The sequence below is a fragment of the Ruegeria sp. CDSA241 genome, from assembly GCF_059611265.1.
Window position 1 is genome coordinate 1 of the sequence record NZ_JBXWPF010000005.1, and the last position, 24,375, is coordinate 24,375.

A 24,375-nucleotide genomic window follows, 5' to 3' on the forward strand; every position below is an offset into this window, starting at 1 on the left:
TGTTATACCCCTGAAACTCACGGGTATGAATCACGCAGGCGGGATGACGGCAACCAAATTAACAGGTCCAGAACCTAGGGATTGTGCCGCTCAAAGGCGATAGGGCTGGCTAGGACGGTTGGCAAGATCGCGATGTGGCCAAGATCTTGGAGAAAGCTAACAAGTATAGAAGTGGCTACCTTGCCCGCGCAATCAGGCGCCGGGTAAGTGAAGTTTTTGCTAAGTATTAGCTAGAGCTTCACGCCGCCGCGACTGGGCCTGAAGTCCGAACCTTTTGGCCGTTGCTATCAGCGGACCCGGTTTCGGTTGGCGTTCCCTTGGCGACTTGCACCTGATTGCGCCCTTTGTCTTTTGCCATATACAGCGCGTCATCGGCGGCGCGCATTAAATCTTGCGGCATGGTGCCGTGCGCCGGGTAATGCGATAAACCAACCGAAATCGTTATTCGCGGCAGCGACTTGTCACCGTATCGGACCGAAACCGCTTCGACCGACTGCCGTAATTTCTCGGCACGGCTCACCGCGTCATCCGGGGTGTTGTCCGGCAAGATCAGCATGAATTCCTCACCACCAATACGGCAGGCAACCTCGTCCCGGTCACAGCCCTGTTCCAAGGCGGCTCCGACTGCGCGCAGCACCATGTCGCCTGCATCATGGCCATGAGTGTCGTTGAACTTCTTGAAATGATCGACATCAACGGCGATCAGGCTCAGCGGTACACCGGTCTGTTGACTGCGTGAAATAGACTTGCGCAGGGTTTCCGTCATATGACGACGGTTGAACAGTCCGGTCAAAGGATCACGCACGGACTGGTCGTGCAGCTGATCGCGCATCCTCACATTTGCAATGGCCATGCTGATCTGTTCAGCACAGAGCTGCGCCAGTTTCCTGCTGACGTGAAACTCTTCTTCGCAGTTTTCATGTGCCCGAAGATGCAACAATCCAACCGTCTCGCCATGAGCCAGAATCGGAAAACAGAAATATTGGCGCCCGTCATGCGGTTCCGCATGTTCGCAGATGAAATCAATCTCGGAGGCGCCGAATTCATAGGTACGCCCCCGGCGCAGACCCCAGCACCCCTCGGGGTGGATATGTGCCTTATGGGTGCCGCCGTTCCAACTGGCACAGCCATCAAGCACATCGCGCGAGTTCGAGTAGACGTAAACGCTGCCCTCTGCTTCGGGCAGGATATGGGTCATAAAGCGCGAAACCATATCGAACAGTTCATCCAGCGAACGGCTGGATTGCAGCCATTCGTTCAGCTCCCCTAGCAGCCGCACCTCACGCGCCAGGCGGAGCTGGTCTGCCATCAGATCACGCTCTTTCTCGGATTGTTTGTGCAAAGAGCGCAGTTGCGCCCGGTTGGTCCTGTAGGTCACCAATGACACCATCGCCAGCGCCAACAGGGCCACACCGCTTAGAACGATCAGCGAAATTCTCAGCCGGGTTATGAAGGTCGCCCGCAAACCCGAGATATCGGTAAAAAACTCTATCGCACCGATGAAGCGACCGTTTTTGGTAACCGGCATAAAGACTTTGACTATGTGATGCGCACTGGAGTTCTGAATGTTGCCTGTGTGCAAGTCCAAGCCGTCAATCTCGGATAGGGGCACAACCTCTTGTAAATAGTACACCATTCCCCGGGCAACATCGGCGCGAAAGAACGCGCTGTCTTCGCGCAGGCCGACCTCACCTTGACGAGTGGACCAGACCACGCGTCCACTCGTGTCGAACAACCTGAACCGGTAGACATCCGATGCTTCGGGCATCGAGGTCAGAAACTCTGCGTCATGCCCATCTATATGGCCGGTTCGCAGCGTTGTTTCGGGGTCTTCAAGGTGCAAAACAACCCTGCGTTTCCACAATTCTGACTGTTTGAGGATATCTGTCCGCAGCATCCGTTCCACCAAGGGCGCAGGGAGCCTATAGACACCCCAGCCCGCTCCAATGGCGAGGCTGATCAGTAATAGGGTGATCCCGGTCCATTTGAGTCGATGATTGATCGTCCCCCGCTCAGCCAATGCCATATCCATGTGCTCCCAAACCTTTGGGCCAAGCATCTGACCTAAGGCTTTACAGAGAGTTAATGGCATCAGTCGAACACCGCTTCATTTGGTTAGAATTGAACGCTAGGAAAATCTTAAAAGCTTGTGAACAAGCCGTGAACAAAGCCTTTCCCTTTGCGCCCATCCGGCGTAGTTTAAGCGTATGAGCAGTTTTGACGAAATGGACGCCTTCGAGGGCGCATCGCTGTCGGCGCGGGCGATGGCGAGAAGGACTCCGCCGGACGACCTTCATCTAAAAGAATTGAATCCCGCACAACGGCAAGCTGCTGAGCAGGTCGCTGGACCTGTCCTAATTCTTGCCGGTGCCGGAACTGGAAAAACAAAAACCTTGATGGCGCGGGTGGCGCAGCTCATCAAATATGACCACGCTTTACCGCAGCAAATACTCGCGGTGACCTTTACAAACAAAGCGGCGCGCGAGATGGCTGATCGGCTGAGAAAAACGCCGTTCGCTTTGGATCACCCGATTAAATGGATGGGTACCTTCCATTCGCTCAGCGCGAAATTATTGCGCCGCCACGCCGAACTAGCAGGCTTGAAGTCGAATTTCACCATTCTGGACACAGACGATCATCTTCGCCTGTTAAAGCAACTACTTAAAGTCAACAATATTGATGACAAACGCTGGCCCGTGCGGATGCTGGCGGGGATCATCGACGACTGGAAAAACCGCGCGCTGACGCCAGATAGAGTGCCTGCTGCGGATGCCGGAGCTTATAATAACAAAGGCATTGAGCTTTATGCCCAATACCAGACCCGCCTGCGTGAGCTGAATGCGGTGGATTTCGGCGATCTGCTGTTGCACATGGTCACGATTTTCCAGACTCACCCAGACGTCTTGGAACAATACCAGCGCTGGTTCCGCTACATCCTGGTGGACGAATATCAGGATGCCAACGTCGCGCAGTATCTCTGGCTGCGTCTGCTGGCCGGGGGGCATAAGAATATCTGCTGTGTTGGCGATGACGATCAGTCGATCTATGGCTGGCGCGGGGCCGAGGTGGGCAACATCCTTCGGTTCGAGAAGGACTTTCCCGGCGCCTTCGTGGTGCGGTTGGAGCAGAACTATCGCTCGACCCCGCATATTCTGGCGGCGGCTTCGAACGTTATTCGGGGCAATGAAAGCCGGTTGGGCAAAGAGCTTTGGACCGACAGAGAAGAGGGTGAAAAGGTTCGCCTGATTGGACATTGGGATGGTGAGGAAGAGGCGCGTTGGATCGGAGAAGAGATCGACGCGATGCAGGGCGGGACGCGTGGCGTGCGCCCGATGAACTTGGACGAAATGGCTATCCTCGTGCGCGCGTCGCACCAGATGCGCGCGTTCGAGGATAGGTTTCTGACCATTGGGATGCCCTACAAGGTGATTGGCGGGCCGCGGTTTTATGAGCGGATGGAGATTCGCGATGCCATGGCCTATTTCCGGCTGGTGGTCAGCCCCGAGGATGATCTGGCGTTTGAGAGGATCGTTAACACGCCCAAGCGCGGCCTTGGTGACAAGGCGCAGCAGACCATTCAGGTGGTGGCGCGTGAAAACGGGGTGTCCCTGGTCGAAGGGGCGCGGATCGTGGTCGAACAGGGGCTGATCAAGGGCAAGGGTGGCAAGGCGCTGCGCGAGTTGACCGACGGGCTGGCTCGGTGGAATGCGATGACACGCGGACCACGTATCGAAGTGGATGATGACACCGTCATTGATGACGGGGTGTCTCCGATCCGCTATGGCGCGCCCGAGCACACGCATATCGAACTGGCGCAGATCGTGCTGGATGAATCCGGCTATACCGCCCATTGGCAGAATGAGAAAACGCCCGAGGCGCCGGGGCGGCTGGAAAACCTCAAGGAACTGGTCAACCAGCTGGACAATTTCGAGAACCTGCAAGGGTTCTTGGAACATGTCAGCCTGGTCATGGACAATGAAAAGGAAACGGATGGGGCAAAGGTCTCGATCATGACACTGCATGCGGCCAAGGGGCTGGAGTTTCCCGCCGTGTTTCTGCCGGGTTGGGAGGATGGCTTGTTCCCGTCGCAGCGGTCGATGGACGAGACCGGAATCAAGGGGCTCGAAGAGGAACGGCGCCTGGCCTATGTGGGCATCACCCGTGCCGAAGAGGTCTGTACGATTTCCTTTGCCGCCAACCGCCGGGTGTTCGGGCAATGGCAGAATTCGATGCCATCACGGTTTATTGACGAACTGCCCGAGGAGCATGTCGAGGTTCTGACGCCTCCGGGACTCTATGGCGGGGGGCAGCCCTCGGCCGGGATCGAAACCCGTGCGGCTGAGGCAAATGTCTATAACTCACCCGGCTGGAAACGGCTGCAGGCGCGGCAGGGACAATATGGCATGTCGCAACCGCGCGAAACCCGCAACACGGTGATCGACGCAACCGCAGTGGCAAGTTTCACGCTGGGCGAACGGGTGTTTCACAAGAAATTCGGCTATGGCGCTGTGGAGGGCATCGAGGGCGACAAGGTTGAGGTCGCGTTCGACAAGGCGGGCACCAAGAAGGTTGTTGCCCAGTATCTTTTTCCGAAGGACGACGTTCCGTTTTAACCAAAAGGAATGCGCCTGACGGCGCATGCTCAATGTTTTGAAAGGCGCCTGGGTGGGCGCCTTTTTCTTTGGGAGAAACGAAAAACGGCGGTTCCCAGGGAGGAGGAAGGAAACCGCCGTTCTTTTCAACACCAGGGCAGGGAGGAGGAGAGCCCCGATGTATCCGAACCCGGGTTTGATCCCGGTATGAGGAAGACGCGGCGACGTCAGGGAGGAGGAGAGACGTCGCCGCGTACTTTCAACATCAGGGCAGGGAGGAGGAGAGCCCCGATGTATCTGCTTCCGGCGTTCAGGGCCGGTATAAAAGGCGGCAACGTCAGGGAGGAGGAGAGACGTTGCCGCAGATTGCAGACCCAAGGGAGGAGTAGGGTCTGATCTCTGTATTGCTGTGCGCTTAACGCGCGAATTGTTCTTCTGCGGCCTGCATTGCCAGCCGACGGATCATTGAGCGGTGCAGGCCCAGGTCGGCCAACTCGCGATCGGACAGCTCGGACAGTTCGTTAACCGTCTGGCGGTAGGCTCGATAGCGTGCAAACCGGGTCTTTGCGGTTTCGATCATCGAAGCCAGGCCGAATGCCGGAGCGCTTCTCAGAGCGGTTTGTTGTGTTGCTACACCCATCTGCGTAACCCGTTTCGTATGTTGGTGCCGAAGTGTTTCGGCGTTTGCTTGAGGATGAAAATAAGCAAATGCTGCGATTGCACAATAGTTGACGTCGTCAATGCTGCTATGCAGCAAATGCATGGATATCAAAGAGTTGAATGTTGGCAATCGAATATGCCTTAAAAATATGGGTTTGAGTTGCGCCAAGGGTGTCGCTTCTAATGCGGTTCCACTGAAAACCATAGGATCGTGACGTAAGGTCCGATTGCTTCGGTACGGTTATCGAAGAAGCCGAACGGCTGTGCTCGTGCGTATATGGGAAATCGTGGGTTCAGGTGGTTTTTAGTGACTTGGGGGTGCATGGGAGCCGAGCCACCTTTGTTGATTCGTAGTTTGGAATGGAGGATTTGCTGGCTCTATCTACGGGGAATCGACGAAAGTAAAAAAATGTTGGGAATTCATGGGACGCTCAGAATTTCTCTGATTTATCTATATATGGTTACTATAAGGTAGTTGTATCCTAATTCTGGTGTATAAATTGAGTTTCCATTCATTTTCTTATCGATTACATTGTGAGCTGGGGCATGAGTGTGAGAAATTTTCTATTGATTTCCATGAATTCCCATGCCATCCCTTAGTTATCCGATGAGGACGAGGCACATGGGGCGCTAAACGACCCCGAACCAATAAAATCAGGTTTCATACAGGCTTCTCGCTTTCATCAATCAAGAGATCCGGCGCGCGGGCGAGCAGACATCCCCCCAGGTGGCGCGCGCAGCTGGACATCCCGCAAAGCGGGTCAATGCGGCGGGTTGATCAGTGGCAGCAGATCAACCCGCCGTTTTAATTCTGGGGGGAGTGAGAATTTCAAGTGGGGCGCAAGCGAAAGGGACAGTCGTCTTGGCGCGCAGGTTTAGAGGTGAAAGCCACCATAAGGTGGACACGAAGGGCAGGGTATCAATCCCGGCCTCGTTTCGCCGTGTGCTTGAAGCTTCTGATCCCAACTGGAAGCCCGGTGACAATCCCGAACTTGTAATTGTTTATGGCGACCACAGGCGCAAATTCCTTGAATGCTATACTATGCAGGCGATTGACGAGGTTGACGCCAAGATCGATGCGCTTCCGCGCGGTTCGATGCAGCGGAAAACCCTGCAGCGTATGTTCCACGGGCAATCCTTTCCGACCAATGTGGACGAGACCGGGCGTCTGGTCCTGCCTGCCAAGCTGCGCAGCAAGATTGACCTAGAGGGCGAAGCCTTCTTTATTGCTGCCGGCGACACGTTCCAGATCTGGAAGCCTGAAACCTATGAGTCTGATGAATTAGCGGCGGCCGAAGAATGGCTGGATGATCAGCCCGAAGATTTTGACCCTCTGGTGTTCCTAGATGGCGTCGGGGACGCGTGACGGCATGGCCGGTGCGCAACCCTCTTCTGACAAACCACATATTCCGGTATTATTGCGCCCTTTGCTGGCTGCGGTCTCTCCGGTGTCGGGTGTTTGGTTGGACGGAACCTTTGGTGCCGGGGGATATACCCGTGGCCTGCTCGAGGCAGGCGCGGACAAGGTCGTCGGCGTTGATCGTGATCCGCTGGCCTTTGAAATGGCTGCGGACTGGGCCAAGGGCTATGGCGATCGGCTGGTGATGCAGCCCGGCGTCTTTTCGCGTCTGGACGAATACGCGCAGGACTTAGACGGGGTGGTGCTGGACCTTGGGGTTTCCTCCATGCAGCTGGATTTGGCCGAGCGTGGCTTTTCCTTTATGAAGGACGGCCCGCTGGACATGCGCATGAGCCAGGACGGCGAAAGCGCGGCTGATCTGGTCAACACCGCAAGCGAAGCGCAACTCGCCGACATCCTGTTTCACTATGGTGAAGAACGCGCCAGCAGGCGAATTGCCAGGTCTATAGTCAAGGCGCGGGCGGAAGAGCCGATCACAACCACTTTGCGGTTGGTGGGGCTTATCGAATCCTGTCTGCCCAGGCCCAAACCCGGTCAATCGCATCCCGCGACACGCAGCTTTCAGGGGCTGCGCATCGCGGTGAATGCAGAATATGAAGAATTGTTCCAGGGCCTGATGGCCGCTGAGCGCGCGCTGAAACCTGGCGGGCAGCTGGCTGTTGTGACGTTTCATTCGATCGAAGACCGCATGGTCAAGCGGTTCTTTCAGTCGCGGGCGGGCAAAACAGGCCGGGCAAATCGCTATGCGCCCGAAATTGCGCAGGACCAGCCGCAATTTACGCTCAAAACCCGTAAGGCAGTGGGGCCGGACGAGCAGGAATTACAAGAAAACCCGCGTTCGCGCTCAGCCAAGCTGCGTGTTGCTGTGCGCACTGAGGCTCCGGCGGGGGAAATTGAAGCCCGCGCCATTGGGATGCCGCAATTAGGGGGAAGGGCAAAATGAAGAGTGTATTGTATGTGTTGACTGCCTTGGCCGTGTTCGGGGTGGCCCTTTGGGCGTATCAAGAGAACTACCGCACCCAGCAAGTTGTGAAAGAAACGCAAACACTGCAACGAGAGATCGGCGTGGCGCAGGTCCGACTGGCCGTTCTGAATGCGGAATGGGCTTATTTGAACCGTCCTGATCGTCTTCGAGAGCTGGCGGATCTGAATTTTGAACGTCTCGGCCTGCTGCCCTTGCGAGCAGAGCAGTTTGGGCGCGCGGATCAGGTTGCCTATGCCGAGGATCCAGATCTTCCGATTGTCGATCCCATCGAATTGCAGGCGATAACCAACATTAAGGCGTTGGGAGAGGTTCAGTTCCCATGACGCGCACGCCCCTCCGCCCTCTGGCCCGTGTCCTGGATGCGCGTGCACGCGGTGAAAATCCCAAGGTTATCGAGCGCGAAAACATCCAGAAGCGCCATGAAGATATGAAGGACAGGGCCCGTGCTCGGGCCGAGGGCCGTTTGCTGGTGCTGGGACTTTTCTTCTTTTGCGCCTTCTCGGTGGTTGGTGTTCGGATGGGGATGCTTGCGACATCCGAGGCGCAAGAACCCTTGGCCAACGCCCCCGGTGCCACAATCGCGATGCAGCGCGCCAATATTGTTGACCGCGAAGGGCGCATTCTGGCCACCAACCTGGACACCTATTCCGTCTATGCCCAGCCGCCGTTGATGATCGATCCGATTGCCGCCGCGGATCAACTGGTGGCAATCTTCCCGGATTTGGAAAAAGACCGTCTGATCAAGGATTTCACCGGCAATCGCAAGTTCCTGTGGATCAAAAAGCGCATCTCGCCCGAGCAGAAGCAAGCCGTGCATGACATCGGTGATCCAGGTATTCTGTTTGGCCCCCGCGAAATGCGCCTTTACCCGAATGGCAAGCTGGCGGCACATATCCTTGGCGGGTCAGGTTTTGGACGTGAAGGCGTGAGCGCTGCCGAGGTGATCGGCGTGGCCGGGATTGAAAAGCAGTTCGACGATTATCTGCGGGACCCTGCCAACGGAAACAAGCCGCTGCAACTCTCGCTGGATCTGACCGTACAGGCCGCTGTCGAACAGGTGCTTTTTGGTGGCATGAAGATCATGAACGCCAAAGGCGCCTCAGCCGTTTTGATGGATGCGCATACGGGCGAGGTCATCTCGGCGGCGTCGCTGCCATCCTTTGATCCTAATGATCGCCCGCGCCCCCCGACGTCGGGGTTTGACCCTTCGGACAGCCCCTTGTTCAACCGCTATGTGCAGGGCGTGTACGAGTTGGGATCGGTGTTCAAGATATTCACCGCCGCGCAGGCAATTCAGCTTGGTCTGGTGAATTCTGAAACGATCATCGACACCTCGGGTCCGATGAAAATCGGTCGTTTTCCGATTGGTGAGTTCAACGGCAAGAATTACGGAAAGATCAGCGTGGCGGATGTGATCGTCCACAGCTCGAACCGGGGTACTGGGCGTCTGGCGCTGCAAATTGGCGCGCAGCGGCAACAGGAATTCCTGCGTTCGCTGGGCATGTTCGAACCGACCCCGTTCGAGATTGTCGAAGCAAAAGGTGGCGAGCCGCTCAAGCCCAAGAAATGGGGTGAGCTGAGCACAGTGACCATTTCTTATGGCCATGGCTTGTCGACCAGCCCGATGCATCTGGCGGCGGGATATGCGGCGATTGCCAATGGCGGGTATTATGTCAGCCCAACGATTCTGCGCAGGAGCGGGTCACAATATGGCCCGCGCGTGATGTCTCTGGGCGCTGCGACGCAGGCGCAGAAGATGCTGCGCAAGGTTGTCACCGACGGCACAGCGAGCTTTGGCGATGTCGCCGGCTATGACGTGGCAGGTAAAACCGGTACGGCAGACAAACCGAAGCCGCGCGGTGGGTACTATGATGACAAAGTCATCGCCACTTTTGCGACGATCTTCCCGGCCTATGATCCGAAGTACGTACTTATCGTCACTCTGGATGAACCTTCCATCGTGGCCTATGGCGAAAAACGCCGTACAGCAGGGTGGACAGCCGTACCTGTGGCTGCGGAGCTGATCGGGCGTGTCGCGCCCTTGTTGGGATTGCGCCCCCGGCTTGAGCCTGAGGCACGCGCTGCTATAACGCTGACCTCGAATTAGGCGTCCGGCGAAAGGTGGGTCATGGGCACTAGGACTAAGAAACTCAGCCAACTGGCCCTGACCGCACGTGCGGGTGCAAACCCTGAGATTACCGGGTTGGCCGTTGATAGCCGCGAGGTCAAAGACGGTTATCTGTTTGCGGCACTTCCGGGAACGCGGGTCCATGGCGCAGAGTTCATTCAATATGCTCTGCGCATGGGGGCCGCCGCAATCCTCACCGATGCCGAAGGGGCCGAGGTCGCAGCGGGCGTGCTTGCGGGGTCGGATGCCGCGCTGGTGGTGGTTGAAGACCCAAGGCAGGCGCTGGCAGGATGCGCAGCACTGTGGTTCGGAAAGCAGCCTCAGACCATCGTGGCTGTGACGGGGACCAATGGTAAAACCTCTGTCGCGACCTTTGTCCGCCAAATCTGGATGGAACTGGGTCATGCGGCCGTCAACCTGGGCACAACCGGGGTCGAGGGCGCATGGACTGCCCCTTTGGCGCATACAACGCCCGAACCGATCACCCTGCATCGGTGTTTGGCCGACGCGGCTGAGAACGGTGTGACACATGCCGCGATGGAAGCATCCTCGCATGGTCTCGAGCAGCGCCGCCTCGACGGGGTACAGTTGGCGGCAGCGGGTTTCTCGAATTTCACCCAGGATCATCTGGATTATCACGAGACTTTTGAGGCGTATTTTGCCGCCAAAGCAGGACTTTTCGACCGCGTGTTGCCTCAGGACGGCACGGTTGTGGTCAACATGAGCGATCCAAAGGGTGGGCAGGTTCGTCGTATCGCTGAAACCCGTGGGCAAAATGTGCTGACCGTTGGATTGGGTGATGCAGATCTGTGTCTGCTCAATCAGCGCTTTGATGCAACCGGGCAGGATCTGCGGTTTTCGTGGCAGGGTAAGGTATATCAGACCCGATTGAACCTGATCGGTGGGTTCCAGGCTGAAAACATCCTGCTGGCATGTGGGCTGGTGATCGCTGGTGGCGAAGATCCCACGCGTGTTTTCGAGACCCTGCCGCATCTGACGACGGTCCGGGGACGGATGCAACTGGCTGCGACGCGTGAAAACGGAGCTGCTGTGTTTGTCGATTACGCCCATACGCCAGATGCTGTGGCCACGGCACTCAAGGCTTTGCGCCCTCATGTTATGGGCCGGCTGATTGCCGTCATCGGTGCCGGCGGAGATCGTGATGCGACCAAGCGACCGCTGATGGGCAAGGCTGCGGCCAATAACGCTGATGTGGTATTTGTTACCGACGACAATCCCCGCACCGAAGACCCAGCTACCATTCGTACTGCGGTGATGCTGGGCGCGCCCGAGGCAACCGAAGTGGGTGATCGTGCCGAAGCCATCCTGCGCGGCATAGATGCCCTGCAACCGGGTGATGCGCTGCTGATCGCCGGTAAAGGACACGAGACAGGCCAGATCGTGGGCGATCAGGTTTTACCTTTCGACGACGTAGAACAGGCCAGCATCAGCGTGGCCGCCCTCGACGGGAGGGTAGCATGACGCTCTGGACTGCGGCCGAGGCTGTTGCGGCCACTGGCGGGCGTGCCACCGCCGATTGGCAGGTCAATGGCGTATCCATCGACACCCGCACATTGCAGCCCGGAGATCTATTTGTTGCGCTGAAGGCGGCGCGCGATGGTCACGACTTTGTGACGCAAGCGCTTGAGAAGGGCGCAGGCGCCGCGCTGGTCTCGCAGATACCCGAAGGCGTTTCCCCGGACGCGCCGTTACTGATCGTCGAGGACGTGCAGACCGGGCTTGAGGCGCTGGGACAGGCGGCTCGTGCCCGGACAGAGGCGCGCGTGGTCGGTGTAACCGGCAGCGTCGGCAAGACATCGACCAAGGAAATGCTAGCCAATATTCTGGAAACGCAGGGGAAAACTCATGCCAGCGTTGCCAGCTACAACAACCATTGGGGTGTGCCGCTGACGCTGGCGCGGATGCCGCGCGATACCGAATTCGCTGTGATCGAGATCGGGATGAATCATCCCGGAGAGATTGCTCCGCTGGCGCGTCAGGCCCGTCCACACGTGGGAATGGTCACCACAGTTGCGGCAGTCCATCTGGAAGCATTCGAGTCGGTTGCAGGTATAGCGAAAGAGAAAGCCGCGATATTCGAAGGGTTGGTCCCGGGCGGTGCGGCCATCGTGAATGCGGATATCGAACACGCCGACATCCTGCGCCAATACGCAGATGAGGCCGGAGCAGGGATCGTCGATTTTGGGCGCGCTGCGTCAGATTACGTGCTGACCGGAGTTGTGCAAAAACCTGACTCGGTCCATGCAACGGCCGGCGTCGACGGAAAAGACATCTCTTTTGATGTGCAATCAGCAGGCACTCATTTCGCCATGAATGCGCTTGGGGCATTGGCCGCCTGCGTTGAACTTGGTGTTGACCTGAACGACGCCATCACCGGCCTGCGCAACTGGTCGCCGGTAAAAGGTCGCGGCGTTCGCGAGCAGATTTCGCTGGCCGGTGGTGGTCAGATCGAATTGCTGGACGACAGCTATAACGCCAATCCAACTTCGATGGAGGCTGCCTTGGAAGTTTTGGCCGCCTCACAGGGCATGCGCCGGATCGCGTTTCTGGGTGATATGAAAGAGCTGGGCGCGCAAGAGATCCCCATGCATGCAGCGATGGCGAATGTCGCGGCTATGACGCAGATGGATCAGGTTCACTGCATTGGCCCGCTTATGAAAGCGCTTTACGATGCGTTGCCAGCGGAAAAGCGCGGACTTTGGTTTGAGACCAGCGTTGAGATGGCTGAACGGCTGCCAGAGCTGATCTGCGCAGGCGACACTGTTCTTGCCAAAGGATCACTCAGCATGGCGTTGGCGCGTATTGTTGACGGTTTGCGGAAAATGGGGCAAGGGGACGCGCTTGAGCCATGATCGGCGCACGGGAAAGGTATTGATATGCTCTATTGGTTGACCGGCCTGTCGGACGGAGGGGACTTTTTCAACCTCTTCCGGTACATCACATTCCGGGCGGGCGGTGCCTTTATGACGGCGCTGATTTTCGGCTTTATCTTCGGTAAACCGCTGATCAATGTGCTGCGCCGCAAGCAGGGCAAAGGCCAACCGATCCGCGATGATGGCCCCGAGGGGCACTTTTCCAAAGCGGGTACGCCGACCATGGGCGGCTTGCTGATCGTGGGCGCGCTTGTCACATCCACACTGGTCTGGGCACGCTGGGACAACCCCTATGTCTGGATGGTCTTATTCGTGACGCTGGCCTATGCCGCCATCGGGTTTGCAGATGACTATGCCAAAGTCTCCAAACAGAACACCAAAGGCGTTTCGGGAAAAATGCGGCTGGGACTTGGGGTGATTATCGCGGTTTTGGCCTCGGTCTGGGCCACGATGCACCACCCCGAGGCGCTGCAGAATCAGCTTGCTGTGCCGGTATTCAAAGACACGCTGCTCAATCTGGGAATATTCTACATTCCCTTCGCGATTGTCGTGATCGTTGGGTCAGCAAATGCGGTGAACCTGACCGACGGGCTGGACGGGCTGGCGATCATGCCCGCAATGATCGCCGCATCGACCCTGGGGATTATCGCCTATGCAGTGGGCCGGGTCGACTTTACCGAGTATCTGGATGTGCATTACGTGCCCGGAACCGGCGAGATCTTTATTTTCACCTCGGCCCTGTTCGGCGCTGGCCTTGGGTTTCTATGGTACAACGCGCCGCCTGCGGCCGTGTTCATGGGCGATACTGGATCGCTTGCCTTGGGCGGCGCTTTGGGAGCGATTGCGGTGGCCACCAAACACGAATTGGTGTTGGCTGTCGTCGGAGGTCTGTTCGTGGTCGAAGCGCTGAGCGTGATCATCCAGGTGCTGTACTTCAAACGCACAGGACGCCGCGTGTTCCTGATGGCGCCGATCCATCATCACTATGAGAAAAAAGGCTGGGCCGAACCCACCATCGTGATCCGGTTCTGGATCATCTCTCTGATCCTGGCGATGATCGGTCTGGCCACGCTGAAAGTGCGCTAACAATGCCTTTTCCTTGCAAGTTTCGCCCGAACTCAGGCGAAACCCACCTTCCAAACGCGCCACATGCCGGTATGGTGGCGCAATAGATTGTGGATTGGTGCGGCGTTGGATTGGCTTGCAGATTTTGGGTTTTCCATTTGGGCTTGGTTTGGGGATGAGGATCACCAAAACAGGGTGACGGCAATTTCGGCTGCGGTCGCAGTTTTCTTGACGTTAATCGGGATGGTACTGGGTGCGATCTGGTTTTGTATTCAATGGATATCGCCAAAATCAAAACCCCTGCACGACGACCCTAAACCAACCCCGCTTCCGGACGTCAACGTGCTGACTCTGGATCAGCATTTGGCGATTCTAGAAAACGAGAGCATCACTTAGAGCAGAAACTTGCAACTGCCCATGATGATGAGAAAGCGCAGTTAACTGCGCAGATCGCTGAGCTTAAAAATCAGATGGCCAATCCAGACGCGTCGCTTGCAACAGCGCGAAAACGTATTGCCGAGTTAGAAGCGTTGTTGGAACGATCCGGCAATGAAATCGGCGGGGATCGTCTGGCAGAGGCGCGGGAGGCTTTGGAAAAAGGCGACTACTCCATCGCGGATGATTTGTTTGCCGAAATTGAGGAGCGTCGCAAACTGGAGATCGAGGAAGCCGCGCGCGCAGCCTTCGGTCGAGGAGAGATTGCTGAGGCCGAAGTCCGCTGGGCTGATGCCGCAGAGCACTACGCCCGTGCAGCAAAATTGGACGCTCGTTTTGAGAACTTGCAAAAAGCCAGTGATCTTGCCCAGCGCTCAGGGAATTACGAATCGGCTTTGCGTTTCAGTGGCGAACTTTTGGAGTTTGCGCGCTCGAATGAGGCTGCGGGACCTCTCGCTGAGGCACTTAATCAACACGCAATCAATTTAAATGCGTTGGGCCGCTATGATCAGGCCGAGCCGCTCTATCGCGAGGCGCTGCAGATCGACCGCGACGTGCTTGGTGTCGAACATCCAATTTATGCCACCCGTCTTAACAACCTCGCCCTGTTGCTGAGGACAATGGGGCGTTACGATAAAGCCGAGCCGCTTTTTCGCGAGGCGCTGGAGATTGACCGTAAGGCGCACGGGGTAGAGCACCCCGACTATGCAATTGACCTCAATAATCTCGCCGGTTTGCTGACTGCAACGGGTCGTTACGATGAGGCTGAACCGCTTTATCGCGAGGCGCTTGATATTGGTCGCAAAACGATCGGTGTCGAGCATCCGAACTATGCGATCAGACTCAACAACCTTGCGGAGTTGCTGAAGGAAATGGCACGCTATGATGAGGCCGAGCCGCTTTATCGCAAGGCACTGGAGATTGACCGCATTGCCCTGGGCTCCGAGCACCCCGACTATGCAATCGATCTCAACAACCTAGCGGGGTTGCTGGAGGCAACGGGTCGCTACGATGAGGCCGAGCCACTTTATCGTGAGGCGCTGGAAATTGACCGCAACGCGCTTGGAGACGAGCATCCCAGCTATGCAACCGATCTCAACAACCTCGCAGGGTTGTTGGTAGCAACGAGGCGTTACGGTGAAGCCGAGCCGCTTTGTCGCGAGGCGCTGGGCATTCTTGAGAAGGCTCTAGGGTTCGAGCATCCAAACACGGTAACGGTCCGGAAAAACTTGGATGTCTTGCGCGCAAATAAGTCCAGCTAACCGCGCTTGCATTCCACCTCGCGGCCTGTACAGGGTAGTCTGCGCGGCAAACTGCAAGGATGGAGTGCACGAATGATCCCGGTCAAAGGGTTTTCAGGACAGAAAGTTGCGGTTCTGGGGCTGGGTCGGTCCGGCCTGACCACGGCGCGCGCCTTGCGGGCCGGTAAGGCTGAACCCGTCTGCTGGGATGACAATCCGGCTGCGCGCGCTGCGGCCGAAGCTGAAGGGTTCAGCTGTCAGGATCTGGGACGCCACGGGGCGTTTGATGAGGTTGCCTGTCTGATTGTCTCGCCCGGGATACCGCATCTCTACCCATCGCCGAACCCTGTGGTGGCTGCCGCGCTTGAGGCCGGGGTGCCCGTGGATAACGATATCGGTTTGTTTTTCCGCTCGTTTGCCGGGCCGGAATGGGACAATCTGGATACTCCGCCCCGCGTGGTTGCGGTGACCGGGTCGAACGGGAAATCAACCACCGCCGCCCTTATCCATCATATCCTTATCGAAGCCGGCCGTGAGGCACAGCTGGCGGGGAATATCGGCCGAGGCGTTTTGGACATTGATCCAGGGGGCAATGGCTCGGTCGTGGTGTTGGAGTTGTCGAGCTATCAGACAGAGCTTGCGCGGTCGCTGACACCTGATGTGGCCGTTTTCACCAATCTGTCACCGGATCATCTGGATCGTCACGGCGGCACGGGGGGCTATTTCGCCGCCAAGCGCCGTCTGTTTGCCGAAGGTGGCCCTGACCGTGCCGTGATCGGCGTGGATGAGGACGAAGGCGCCTTTCTGGCTGGTCAGCTGGCCGAAGCGCCAACGGATGACCGGGTGATCCGTATTTCGGTTGCCCGCAAGTTGACCGGACCCGGATGGCAGGTATTTGCGCGCAAAGGGTTCCTGTCGGAATATCGCAAGGGGCGACAGGCGGGGTCGATTGACCTGCGCGAGATCAAAGGTCTGCCCGGTGCACATAATCACCAGAATGCCTGTGCCGCCTACGCCACGTGCCGCGCGTTGGGGTTGGCCCCACGGATCATTCAGGATGCGTTGCACAGCTATCCGGGCCTGCCGCATCGCAGTCAGATCATTGCCGAAGCGGATGGGGTCACCTATGTGAACGATTCAAAGGCGACCAATGTCGACAGCGCTGTAAAGGCGTTGAACGCGTTCAAGAAGGTCCGCTGGATCTGTGGCGGGCTTGAGAAAGAGGGCGGGTTGTCTGCACTCAACTCAGCCAGTGAACATGTGCTCAAGGCTTATGTGATCGGGCGCGAAGCTGCCGGATTTGCAATGCAGTTACAGGCAGATACCGTGGTTTGCACCACAATGGCAGAAGCCGTTGAACAGGCAATGAACGACGCGCAGTCGGGCGAGACGATTCTGCTGGCCCCTGCCGCAGCCAGCTTTGATCAATATGACAATTTCGAACAACGCGGTGAGGATTTTGCCGAACAGGTTCGCAAACGGCTTTAGGACACGCCATTTGCAATAGATCGCCGGTTGGGCCAAGCTGAGATGCTATCAGCTTGACGCGCCATATTTTTTGGTTTTGCTACCCGTCAAATTCAACACGAGGTTATGACTATGCCATATCGTAAGTTTTCCCTGATCCTGCCTGCCATTCTGATTGCGGGTGCCTGCACCAACACTGGCGCAAACTACCAACCGATCATCGATGGTCCGGTTGGCCCGAATTACAACGTTGATCTGCAGCAGTGCCAACAGCTTGCGGCATCGCAGGCATCTGTTGATGGCACCACGGCCGGGAATGCAGCCATCGGCGCCGTTGGCGCAGCCGCAGTGACCGGGATCGTACAGGACAGCAGCGATAATCTGGGCCGTGCTGCAGTTGCAGGTGCGTTGGTTGGCGCCGGTGCGGATGTGATCAACAAGAACCAGAACAAAGAAGTGTTGGTGCGTAACTGCATGCGTGGCCGTGGGTACAACGTCGTCGGCTAGTGCCGCGCAAATACCGTGTCGGCTAACCACGACTGGCGATTGCAGTTCCAGCGGCATGGCCTGAGGACCATGCCCATTGGAAATTGTACCCACCCAGCCAACCGGTGACATCCACCGCTTCACCTATCGCATAGAGGCCGGGGACATCCCTGGCCTCCATCGTTTTTGACGACAGATCATCGGTGTCGATGCCGCCCAGCGTGACCTCGGCGGTGCGATAGCCTTCGGTCCCGGAAGGGGTCAGATGCCAGTTCGACAGGGCCTCGACCAGGTCCGAAAGGGCAGTGTCCGATTGGTCGGCCAGATTGCCCTGCATGGGAATGTGTTGGCTCAGGAAATCGACCAATCGCGCGGGTAACTGCCGGGAAAGTTCAGTAGTCAGGGCTTTGCGTCCGCTGTTTTGGCGCTGATCTCGCAGCAGGTCGAACAGTGGCATATCCTGGATGAGGTTGACCCGGATCGCCTCACCCTCGCGCCAGTATGAGGATAGTTGCAGCGCAGCTGGTCCGCTGAGGCCGCGATGGGTGAAAAGCAAAGCCTCGTCAAAGCTGGTCCGGTCGTTCGACAGCCGCGTCGGCAGCGAGACACCGGACAGGTCCTTGAACCTGCCATCGGAAAAGGTGAACGGCACCAGAGCCGCGCGTGTCTCGGTCATCCGCAATCCAAACTGGTGCGCGATGTCATAAGCCAGACCCGTCGCCCCCATTTTAGGGATCGACTTGCCGCCTGTGGCCAGTACCAGATTGGTGCAGGTCAGGGCATGACGCTGCCCCTCGCGCTCAACCGTCAGCGCGAAACCAGTGTCGGTTTTGCGCAGGTCCTTCATCTCGGTCCTTACCCACAGCTCAGCCCCGGCGCGCTCTATTTCATCCAGCAACATTTGGATGATCTGTTTCGAGGAACCGTCGCAGAACAGCTGTCCCAGTGTTTTCTCGTGCCAAGCGATGTCATGACGCCCGACCATTTCAATGAAATCCCACTGCGTGTAGCGCGCCAATGCGGACTTACAGAAATGCGGGTTCTGAGACAGGAAGTTGCCTGACCCTGCATACATATTGGTGAAATTGCACCGCCCGCCGCCCGATATGCGGATTTTCTCACCCGGCGCCTTCGCGTGATCGATCACCAGAACGCGCCCAACGCAATGGGCGGCACACATCAAGCCAGCAGCACCGGCGCCCAGGATGATCGTATCATAAGTCATGCGCGGGGGATGGCGTGGAATGGCTGGGATGGCAAGGGGGAGACGTGAAAACGCGCTGCAAACGTCCGTCCGTGACTGTGGCTCCGTCCTCTGATTGGTTTGGGAAAATGGAATGAAATTGGCAGTTGGAACATTTGTGATATTGGCCGGAATACCATGTGCCAGAATACGCCCGACAAAGAAGCTCAATATGACGCTCTGCACAGGAGGGCGGTTCAGTGATCACGCGCATTTCCCAAGTCACAGTTCAACTGGGAAAAAGGCTGAATTGGTCGAATCCAGGGGGATAAAGCACAACGATCTTGTTCCCTAGGCGATCCGAACGCCCGGGACGGGAAGCCCTGAAGCGGATCACTGGCTTGAAGGCGCCAATTTCCCCCTGTTGCGGCGTCATTCCACTAGCCCAAACGCTAAAACCCCTGTAGACTCGCACGTAGACCCCGAAAACGGGGCGTTGTCGAGGCAGATAGTGGCGGTATCTCATGACTGAGATGGTGTATGGCGCGGTCCAAGACCAGCGCGGAGAACCGATTCTACCGAAGTGGTGGCGGACGATTGATCGTTGGACGATGTCCTGCGTACTGATCCTGTTTGTCATCGGGCTGTTGCTGGGGTTGGCCTCATCGCCGCCGCTGGCTGGTCGCAACGGGTTCGATCCGTTCCATTATGTCGAACGCCAGGCGTTGTTCGGCGGATTGGCGCTTGTTGCGATGCTGCTGACTTCGATGATGTCGCCCACACTGGTTCGACGTCTGGCGGTGTTGGGGTTTCTTGCTGCTTTTGTCGCGCTGGTCTTCCTTCCCGTCTTTGGCACAGATTTTGGCAAAGGTGCGGTGCGTTGGTATTCGCTTGGCTTTGCCTCGCTGCAGCCGTCTGAATTTCTGAAACCCGGGTTTATCGTTGTGGCGGCCTGGTTGCTGGCCGCGTCACAACAGATCAACGGCCCGCCCGGTCGGCTATGGTCTTTTGCGCTGTGCATGGCGATTGTCGCCATGTTGGTTATGCAGCCCGATTTTGGTCAGGCCTGCCTGATCCTGTTTGGCTGGGGCGTGATGTATTTCGTTGCCGGTGCGCCGATGTTGTTGCTGGTTGGTATGGCGGGGTTTGTCGTGCTAGGCGGTATGTTCGCCTATTCCAACTCGGAACATTTCGCCCGACGTATTGACGGATTTCTGAACCAAGAGGTCGATCCGACCACCCAGCTGGGCTATGCCACCAATGCGATCCGCGAGGGCGGGCTTTTCGGTGTCGGCGTGGGTGAAGGGCAGGTGAAATGGTCGCTGCCCGATGCCCATACGGATTTCATCATCGCTGTCGCGGCCGAGGAATATGGCCTGATCCTGGTGCTGATCATCATCGCGCTGTATTCCCTGATCGTCGTGCGGTCATTGCTGCGGCTGATGCGCGAGCGCGACATGTTCATCCGCCTGGCGGGCACCGGTCTGGCCTGCATGTTCGGGGTTCAGGCGATGATCAATATGGGCGTCGCCGTGCGCCTTTTGCCTGCCAAAGGCATGACTTTGCCGTTCGTTAGCTATGGTGGGTCCTCGCTGATTGCAGGTGGTATTGCAATCGGCATGCTTCTGGCGTTTACCCGCACCCGCCCACAGGGCGAACTTGGTGATATTCTACGCGGACGAGGCTGATGGGCAAACCCTACCTTCTGATTGCGGCTGGCGGGACCGGGGGCCACATGTTCCCGGCTCAGGCGCTAGCCGAGGCGATGCTGCACAGGGGCTGGCGTGTGCGCTTGTCCACCGATACGCGCGGCGCACGATATACGGGTGGCTTTCCGCATTCGACTGAAATTGTCGAGGCGTCCTCGGCAACCTTCGCTCGTGGCGGACTGGCCGCCAAACTGATGGTCGGTCCCAAGATCGCAGGTGGTGTCGCCGGTATGGCGTTTCAGATGCTGCGCGACCGACCGGACGTAGTGGTCGGCTTTGGCGGTTACCCCTCGATCCCAGCGCTGGGTGCTGCGACGATGTTGAAGATCCCGCGCATGATCCATGAACAGAACGGCGTTTTGGGCCGCGTGAATCAGCTGTTTGCGACCCGCGTGGCGCAGGTGGCTTGTGGTGTCTGGCCGACTGATCTGCCGGACGGTGCAAAGGGCATACATACCGGCAACCCGGTTCGGGCCGCCGTGCTGGACCGGGCTGCGGCGGGCTATATCCCACCGGGCGATTACCCGATGTCGATCCTGGTGATGGGTGGCTCGCAAGGTGCGCGCATCCTTAGTCAGATTGTGCCCGAAGCGATTGCCGCGCTGCCTGATGAGATGCGCCGCCATATTCGTGTCGCACATCAGGCCCGTGACGAAGACGGCGCCCGTGTTTCCGCGTTTTATGACGACCACGGTATCCGTGCCGAAGTGAAACCGTTCTTTCAGGATGTGCCCCGTCGTATGTCCGATGCGCAGCTGGTGATATCACGCTCAGGTGCGTCAAGTGTTGCGGATATTTCCGTCATCGGACGGCCCTCGATCCTGATCCCGTATGCCGCCGCAGCGGGCGATCATCAGACCGCCAATGCACGCGGGCTGGTTCAGGCCGGAGGGGCAATCATGATCCCAGAGAACCTGCTTGACGTTCCTTCGCTGACACAGCAAATCACCGCAGTTCTGACAAACCCCGAAGCCGCGCAAAAGATGGCCCATGCCGCCTTATCGACCGGCGCACCGGACGCGACCGAACGTTTGGTCGCCCAGGTCGAACAGTTGGCGCAGAAGGAGACCGCATGACCCCAGCAACCAAACTGCCGCAGGATGTCGGGCCGATCCATTTCGTGGGTATCGGCGGGATCGGGATGTCGGGCATTGCCGAGGTGCTTTTAAATCTGGGCTATCGGGTTCAAGGCTCGGACCTGAAGGCGTCGAAGATCACCGACCGTTTGGCGGGTCTGGGGGCCGAGATCTTTGTCGGTCAAAGTGCTGAAAACCTTGAGAACGCCGCCGTGGTTGTGGTGTCGACCGCGATCAAACCGGGCAACCCGGAGCTGGACGGTGCCCGTGCGCGCGGCCTGCCAGTGGTGCGTCGGGCCGATATGCTGGCCGAGTTGATGCGCTTGAAATCCAACATTGCCATTGCTGGAACCCACGGCAAGACCACCACCACCACGATGATGGCGGAACTGATGGTGGCAGGGGAATTTGACCCGACCGTGATCAATGGCGGTATCATTCACGCTTATGGCTCGAATGCGCGGATGGGGCAGGGCGAATGGATGGTGGTCGAGGCGGACGAATCCGACGGCTCGTTCAACCGTCTGCCTGCGACCATCGCCATTGTCACCAATATCGACCCCGAGCATATGGAGCATTGGGGCGATTTCGACCAGCTGCGCGACGGGTTCTACGAATTTGTCTCGAACCTGCCGTTTTACGGGCTTGCCGTCTGCTGCACCGACCACGCCGAAGTGCAAACACTGGTGGGTCGCATCACAGACCGGCGCGTGCGGACCTATGGTTTCAACGCACAGGCGGATGTGCGGGCCGAGAACCTGACCTATAAGGGCGGCGTCGCACATTTCGACATTCACCTGCAATACGAAGACAAGAGGATCGAGGGCTGCACCCTGCCGATGCCAGGCGACCACAACGTCTCGAACGCATTGTCGGCCGTCGCTGTTGCCCGCCACCTGGGCATGAAAGCCGCCGAAATCCGCGAAGCGTTGGCTAATTTCGGTGGCGTCAATCGTCGCTTTACCAAAGTGGGTGAGGTCGATGGCGTCACGATCATCGACGATTACGGTCACCACCCGGTTGAAATCGCAGCGGTTCTGAAAGCCGCACGCCAGGCCACCGAAGGCCGAGTGATAGCGGTCCATCAACCCCACAGGTATTCGCGTTTGTCTAATCTGTTCGATGATTTCTGTACCTGTTTCAATGACGCCGACGTTGTTGCCATCGCCGATATTTTCGCTGCCGGAGAGGACCCGATCGAAGGGGCGTCCCGCGATGACCTGGTTCAGGGGCTGATCCGGCATGGGCATCGACATGCCCGCGCTTTGATGGACGAATCCGATCTTGAACGCCTGGTTCGTGAACAGGCCCGCCCCGGAGACATGGTTGTCTGCCTTGGTGCCGGTACGATCAGCGCCTGGGCCAATGGCCTGCCTTCGCGCTTGCAGAAATAACAGGCGATGTGACGTAATGGACTCTTTTGTGGTGCAACCCTAAAGAGTGATCGTGCAACCGCAGAAAAAGCGGTCTCGGAGGCAAGATTTGGCGTATTCGGTATTATTTGCAGGGTTGTGGGTCATAGCATCGACTATCGTGGCCATGCTACCGATGCGCCTGCAATTTCCACCGGGGATTGTGTTGGTTATCGTTGCGCCGGCGCTGATTGTCTGGCTGGGTTACGATTTCGGCTGGTTCTTTTCGGTCCTGGGCTTTGCGGCTTTTGCATCCATGTTCCGAAACCCAATTCGCCACTATTGGCAACGTTGGACAGGCCGAGGGGACGACGAATGAATTGGTCCATTGCCCTTGCCGCCCTGTGGGGAGTTGTTGCGAATGTCCTGGCGATGATCCCCAGCAAGGATAATCACTGGACCCGCGCCTATTTCTTGATTGCTGCGGGTATTCCTATCGTTGGCTATGTCACGCTGCAGAACGGTCCGTGGATCGGGTTGATTGTTCTGGTTGCTGGGATCTCGGTACTGCGTTGGCCCGTGATTTATCTGGGCCGGTGGTTGCGTCGGATCCTGGGTGCCGCGCAATAGCGGATACAGCTTGCTTTGGCGGTTCGAATCCGCGAATTAGCGGCCATGACTTCTGTTCCCTCGCCACGCGGCAAGCTCACCCAGAACCGCCCGCTGAATGATCTGACCTGGTTGCGGGTCGGAGGACCGGCGGATTACCTCTTTCAACCCGCCGACCAGGAAGACCTGCAGCAGTTTCTGCGCGACTTGCCTGACGATATCACGGTTTTCCCGATGGGCGTCGGCTCAAACCTGATCGTCCGGGACGGTGGGCTGCGCGCCGTAGTGATCCGGTTGGGCCGGGGATTTAATGGCATCTCGATTGAGGGCAACATTGTCACCGCAGGCGCGGCAGCGCTGGATGCGCATGTGGCGCGCAAGGCAGCTGATGCGGGCGTGGACCTGACGTTTTTGCGAACCATTCCGGGGTCGATTGGCGGCGCTGTGCGGATGAATGCGGGATGTTATGGCAGCTATACGGCGGATGTTCTGTGCAAGGCGACGATCATTACGCGGCAAGGGCAGGTCGTCGATCTGACGCCCGAAGAACTGAATTTTCGCTATCGTCAGTCGGATCTGCCTGAGGGTGCGGTGCTGATCTCGGCCACGTTCGAAGGCCCCCTAGATGATCCTGATGAACTGCATGCCCGCATGGACTCGCAGTTGAAAAAGCGGGATGAGACCCAGCCGACCAAAGATCGCAGCGCGGGCTCGACCTTTCGCAATCCGGCGGGATTTTCCTCAACCGGTCGCGCGGATGATGTGCATGACCTCAAGGCCTGGAAGGTGATCGACGACGCGGGAATGCGGGGCGTGATGCGGGGCGGGGCGCAGATGAGCCCCAAGCATTCCAATTTTCTGATCAACACCGGCTCTGCCACCGCTGCCGACCTCGAAGGGTTGGGCGAAGATGTGCGAAAAAAGGTTTACGAAACAAGCGGCATCACGCTAGAGTGGGAAATCATGCGGGTCGGTGATCCGCTGACAGATTAAAGCTCCGACCGTCAGACCCAAAACAGGCAAAATAGGGCGACGGATCAAAGGCATAAAGCAGGACGGACCACCACATAAGG

20 protein-coding genes are annotated in these 24,375 nt (G+C 57.8%); 17 read left to right on the top strand and 3 right to left on the bottom strand.

Annotated features, from left to right (window positions below):
* Window positions 1–238 precede the first annotated feature (238 nt).
* Window positions 239–2,026, bottom strand: a complete 1,788-nt coding sequence (locus tag AC2FJV_RS05790) for a sensor domain-containing diguanylate cyclase (RefSeq protein ID WP_496713168.1) — start codon at window positions 2,024–2,026, stop codon at window positions 239–241.
* Window positions 2,027–2,207: 181 nt separating this feature from the next.
* Here AC2FJV_RS05790 and AC2FJV_RS05795 point away from each other — a divergent pair, with 181 nt between their 5' ends.
* Complete coding sequence (locus tag AC2FJV_RS05795) at window positions 2,208–4,613, top strand: ATP-dependent helicase (protein ID WP_496712999.1); 2,406 nt, start codon at window positions 2,208–2,210, stop codon at window positions 4,611–4,613.
* 394 nt (window positions 4,614–5,007) lie between these two features.
* Here the strand turns inward: AC2FJV_RS05795 and AC2FJV_RS05800 are convergent, their stop codons facing one another.
* Window positions 5,008–5,232, bottom strand: coding sequence for a DUF1127 domain-containing protein (locus tag AC2FJV_RS05800; RefSeq protein WP_142635057.1), 225 nt, complete (start codon window positions 5,230–5,232; stop codon window positions 5,008–5,010).
* Window positions 5,233–6,150: 918 nt separating this feature from the next.
* Between AC2FJV_RS05800 and mraZ the strand changes: the two genes are divergently transcribed.
* From mraZ to AC2FJV_RS05850, 10 genes are all read left to right on the top strand, one after another.
* On the top strand, window positions 6,151–6,618 hold the full coding sequence (gene mraZ, locus AC2FJV_RS05805; protein WP_271950297.1) for a division/cell wall cluster transcriptional repressor MraZ: 468 nt from the start codon (window positions 6,151–6,153) through the stop codon (window positions 6,616–6,618).
* A gap of 4 nt (window positions 6,619–6,622) precedes the next feature.
* The gene (rsmH, locus tag AC2FJV_RS05810) at window positions 6,623–7,615 is read left to right on the top strand and encodes a 16S rRNA (cytosine(1402)-N(4))-methyltransferase RsmH (RefSeq protein WP_271950310.1); all 993 of its coding nucleotides are present in this window, start codon (window positions 6,623–6,625) and stop codon (window positions 7,613–7,615) included.
* Window positions 7,612–7,980, top strand: a complete 369-nt coding sequence (gene ftsL, locus AC2FJV_RS05815) for a cell division protein FtsL (protein WP_142635053.1) — start codon at window positions 7,612–7,614, stop codon at window positions 7,978–7,980. Before rsmH ends, ftsL begins: the two co-directional genes overlap by 4 nt.
* Window positions 7,977–9,764 (top strand): peptidoglycan D,D-transpeptidase FtsI family protein, encoded by a 1,788-nt coding sequence (locus AC2FJV_RS05820; protein ID WP_142635051.1) that lies wholly within the window; start codon window positions 7,977–7,979, stop codon window positions 9,762–9,764. The genes ftsL and AC2FJV_RS05820 overlap by 4 nt, the downstream gene beginning before the upstream one ends.
* 21 nt (window positions 9,765–9,785) lie before the next feature.
* Window positions 9,786–11,267, top strand: a complete 1,482-nt coding sequence (locus tag AC2FJV_RS05825) for a UDP-N-acetylmuramoyl-L-alanyl-D-glutamate--2,6-diaminopimelate ligase (protein WP_496713001.1) — start codon at window positions 9,786–9,788, stop codon at window positions 11,265–11,267.
* Window positions 11,264–12,658: a UDP-N-acetylmuramoyl-tripeptide--D-alanyl-D-alanine ligase gene (locus AC2FJV_RS05830; protein WP_496713003.1), complete on the top strand. Its 1,395-nt coding sequence runs from the start codon at window positions 11,264–11,266 to the stop codon at window positions 12,656–12,658. The genes AC2FJV_RS05825 and AC2FJV_RS05830 overlap by 4 nt, the downstream gene beginning before the upstream one ends.
* A gap of 24 nt (window positions 12,659–12,682) precedes the next feature.
* The gene (mraY, locus tag AC2FJV_RS05835; RefSeq protein ID WP_496689709.1) at window positions 12,683–13,765 is read left to right on the top strand and encodes a phospho-N-acetylmuramoyl-pentapeptide-transferase; all 1,083 of its coding nucleotides are present in this window, start codon (window positions 12,683–12,685) and stop codon (window positions 13,763–13,765) included.
* Between the two features lie 449 nt (window positions 13,766–14,214).
* Window positions 14,215–15,441, top strand: coding sequence for a tetratricopeptide repeat protein (locus AC2FJV_RS05840; protein WP_496713004.1), 1,227 nt, complete (start codon window positions 14,215–14,217; stop codon window positions 15,439–15,441).
* A gap of 72 nt (window positions 15,442–15,513) precedes the next feature.
* Complete coding sequence (gene murD, locus AC2FJV_RS05845) at window positions 15,514–16,908, top strand: UDP-N-acetylmuramoyl-L-alanine--D-glutamate ligase (protein WP_496713006.1); 1,395 nt, start codon at window positions 15,514–15,516, stop codon at window positions 16,906–16,908.
* 111 nt (window positions 16,909–17,019) lie between these two features.
* A complete protein-coding gene (locus AC2FJV_RS05850) occupies window positions 17,020–17,394 on the top strand; it encodes a glycine zipper family protein (RefSeq protein WP_246097157.1) in 375 nt (124 codons plus the stop codon).
* Window positions 17,395–17,416: 22 nt separating this feature from the next.
* On the opposite strand, the gene AC2FJV_RS05855 is transcribed toward AC2FJV_RS05850, so the two are convergent.
* Complete coding sequence (locus tag AC2FJV_RS05855) at window positions 17,417–18,598, bottom strand: BaiN/RdsA family NAD(P)/FAD-dependent oxidoreductase (protein WP_142635040.1); 1,182 nt, start codon at window positions 18,596–18,598, stop codon at window positions 17,417–17,419.
* 482 nt (window positions 18,599–19,080) lie between these two features.
* Between AC2FJV_RS05855 and ftsW the strand changes: the two genes are divergently transcribed.
* From ftsW to murB, 6 genes are read left to right on the top strand one after another with little or no spacing between them, the layout of a single operon-like run.
* A complete protein-coding gene (gene ftsW, locus AC2FJV_RS05860) occupies window positions 19,081–20,244 on the top strand; it encodes a putative lipid II flippase FtsW (protein ID WP_142635039.1) in 1,164 nt (387 codons plus the stop codon).
* A complete protein-coding gene (locus AC2FJV_RS05865; RefSeq protein ID WP_496693954.1) occupies window positions 20,244–21,341 on the top strand; it encodes a UDP-N-acetylglucosamine--N-acetylmuramyl-(pentapeptide) pyrophosphoryl-undecaprenol N-acetylglucosamine transferase in 1,098 nt (365 codons plus the stop codon). Before ftsW ends, AC2FJV_RS05865 begins: the two co-directional genes overlap by 1 nt.
* Complete coding sequence (gene murC, locus AC2FJV_RS05870) at window positions 21,338–22,735, top strand: UDP-N-acetylmuramate--L-alanine ligase (RefSeq protein ID WP_282021454.1); 1,398 nt, start codon at window positions 21,338–21,340, stop codon at window positions 22,733–22,735. The genes AC2FJV_RS05865 and murC overlap by 4 nt, the downstream gene beginning before the upstream one ends.
* Before the next feature lie 52 nt (window positions 22,736–22,787).
* Window positions 22,788–23,072 carry a DUF2484 family protein gene (locus tag AC2FJV_RS05875; RefSeq protein ID WP_496689714.1) on the top strand — a complete coding sequence of 95 codons (285 nt, stop codon included), beginning with the start codon at window positions 22,788–22,790 and terminating at the stop codon, window positions 23,070–23,072.
* Window positions 23,069–23,323, top strand: coding sequence for a DUF2484 family protein (locus AC2FJV_RS05880; RefSeq protein WP_142635031.1), 255 nt, complete (start codon window positions 23,069–23,071; stop codon window positions 23,321–23,323). Before AC2FJV_RS05875 ends, AC2FJV_RS05880 begins: the two co-directional genes overlap by 4 nt.
* A gap of 45 nt (window positions 23,324–23,368) precedes the next feature.
* A complete protein-coding gene (murB, locus tag AC2FJV_RS05885; protein ID WP_142635030.1) occupies window positions 23,369–24,295 on the top strand; it encodes a UDP-N-acetylmuramate dehydrogenase in 927 nt (308 codons plus the stop codon).
* The last annotated feature ends 80 nt before the right edge of the window (window positions 24,296–24,375 follow it).

Coding starts and splice junctions, on each gene's coding strand:
- AC2FJV_RS05790 (WP_496713168.1), bottom strand. CDS start 2,026: ATGGCATTGGCTGAGCGGGGGACGATCAATCATCGACTCAAATGGACC.
- AC2FJV_RS05795 (WP_496712999.1), top strand. CDS start 2,208: ATGAGCAGTTTTGACGAAATGGACGCCTTCGAGGGCGCATCGCTGTCG.
- AC2FJV_RS05800 (WP_142635057.1), bottom strand. CDS start 5,232: ATGGGTGTAGCAACACAACAAACCGCTCTGAGAAGCGCTCCGGCATTC.
- rsmH (WP_271950310.1), top strand. CDS start 6,623: ATGGCCGGTGCGCAACCCTCTTCTGACAAACCACATATTCCGGTATTA.
- ftsL (WP_142635053.1), top strand. CDS start 7,612: ATGAAGAGTGTATTGTATGTGTTGACTGCCTTGGCCGTGTTCGGGGTG.
- AC2FJV_RS05820 (WP_142635051.1), top strand. CDS start 7,977: ATGACGCGCACGCCCCTCCGCCCTCTGGCCCGTGTCCTGGATGCGCGT.
- AC2FJV_RS05825 (WP_496713001.1), top strand. CDS start 9,786: ATGGGCACTAGGACTAAGAAACTCAGCCAACTGGCCCTGACCGCACGT.
- AC2FJV_RS05830 (WP_496713003.1), top strand. CDS start 11,264: ATGACGCTCTGGACTGCGGCCGAGGCTGTTGCGGCCACTGGCGGGCGT.
- mraY (WP_496689709.1), top strand. CDS start 12,683: ATGCTCTATTGGTTGACCGGCCTGTCGGACGGAGGGGACTTTTTCAAC.
- AC2FJV_RS05840 (WP_496713004.1), top strand. CDS start 14,215: ATGGCCAATCCAGACGCGTCGCTTGCAACAGCGCGAAAACGTATTGCC.
- murD (WP_496713006.1), top strand. CDS start 15,514: ATGATCCCGGTCAAAGGGTTTTCAGGACAGAAAGTTGCGGTTCTGGGG.
- AC2FJV_RS05850 (WP_246097157.1), top strand. CDS start 17,020: ATGCCATATCGTAAGTTTTCCCTGATCCTGCCTGCCATTCTGATTGCG.
- AC2FJV_RS05855 (WP_142635040.1), bottom strand. CDS start 18,598: ATGACTTATGATACGATCATCCTGGGCGCCGGTGCTGCTGGCTTGATG.
- ftsW (WP_142635039.1), top strand. CDS start 19,081: ATGACTGAGATGGTGTATGGCGCGGTCCAAGACCAGCGCGGAGAACCG.
- AC2FJV_RS05865 (WP_496693954.1), top strand. CDS start 20,244: ATGGGCAAACCCTACCTTCTGATTGCGGCTGGCGGGACCGGGGGCCAC.
- murC (WP_282021454.1), top strand. CDS start 21,338: ATGACCCCAGCAACCAAACTGCCGCAGGATGTCGGGCCGATCCATTTC.
- AC2FJV_RS05880 (WP_142635031.1), top strand. CDS start 23,069: ATGAATTGGTCCATTGCCCTTGCCGCCCTGTGGGGAGTTGTTGCGAAT.
- murB (WP_142635030.1), top strand. CDS start 23,369: ATGACTTCTGTTCCCTCGCCACGCGGCAAGCTCACCCAGAACCGCCCG.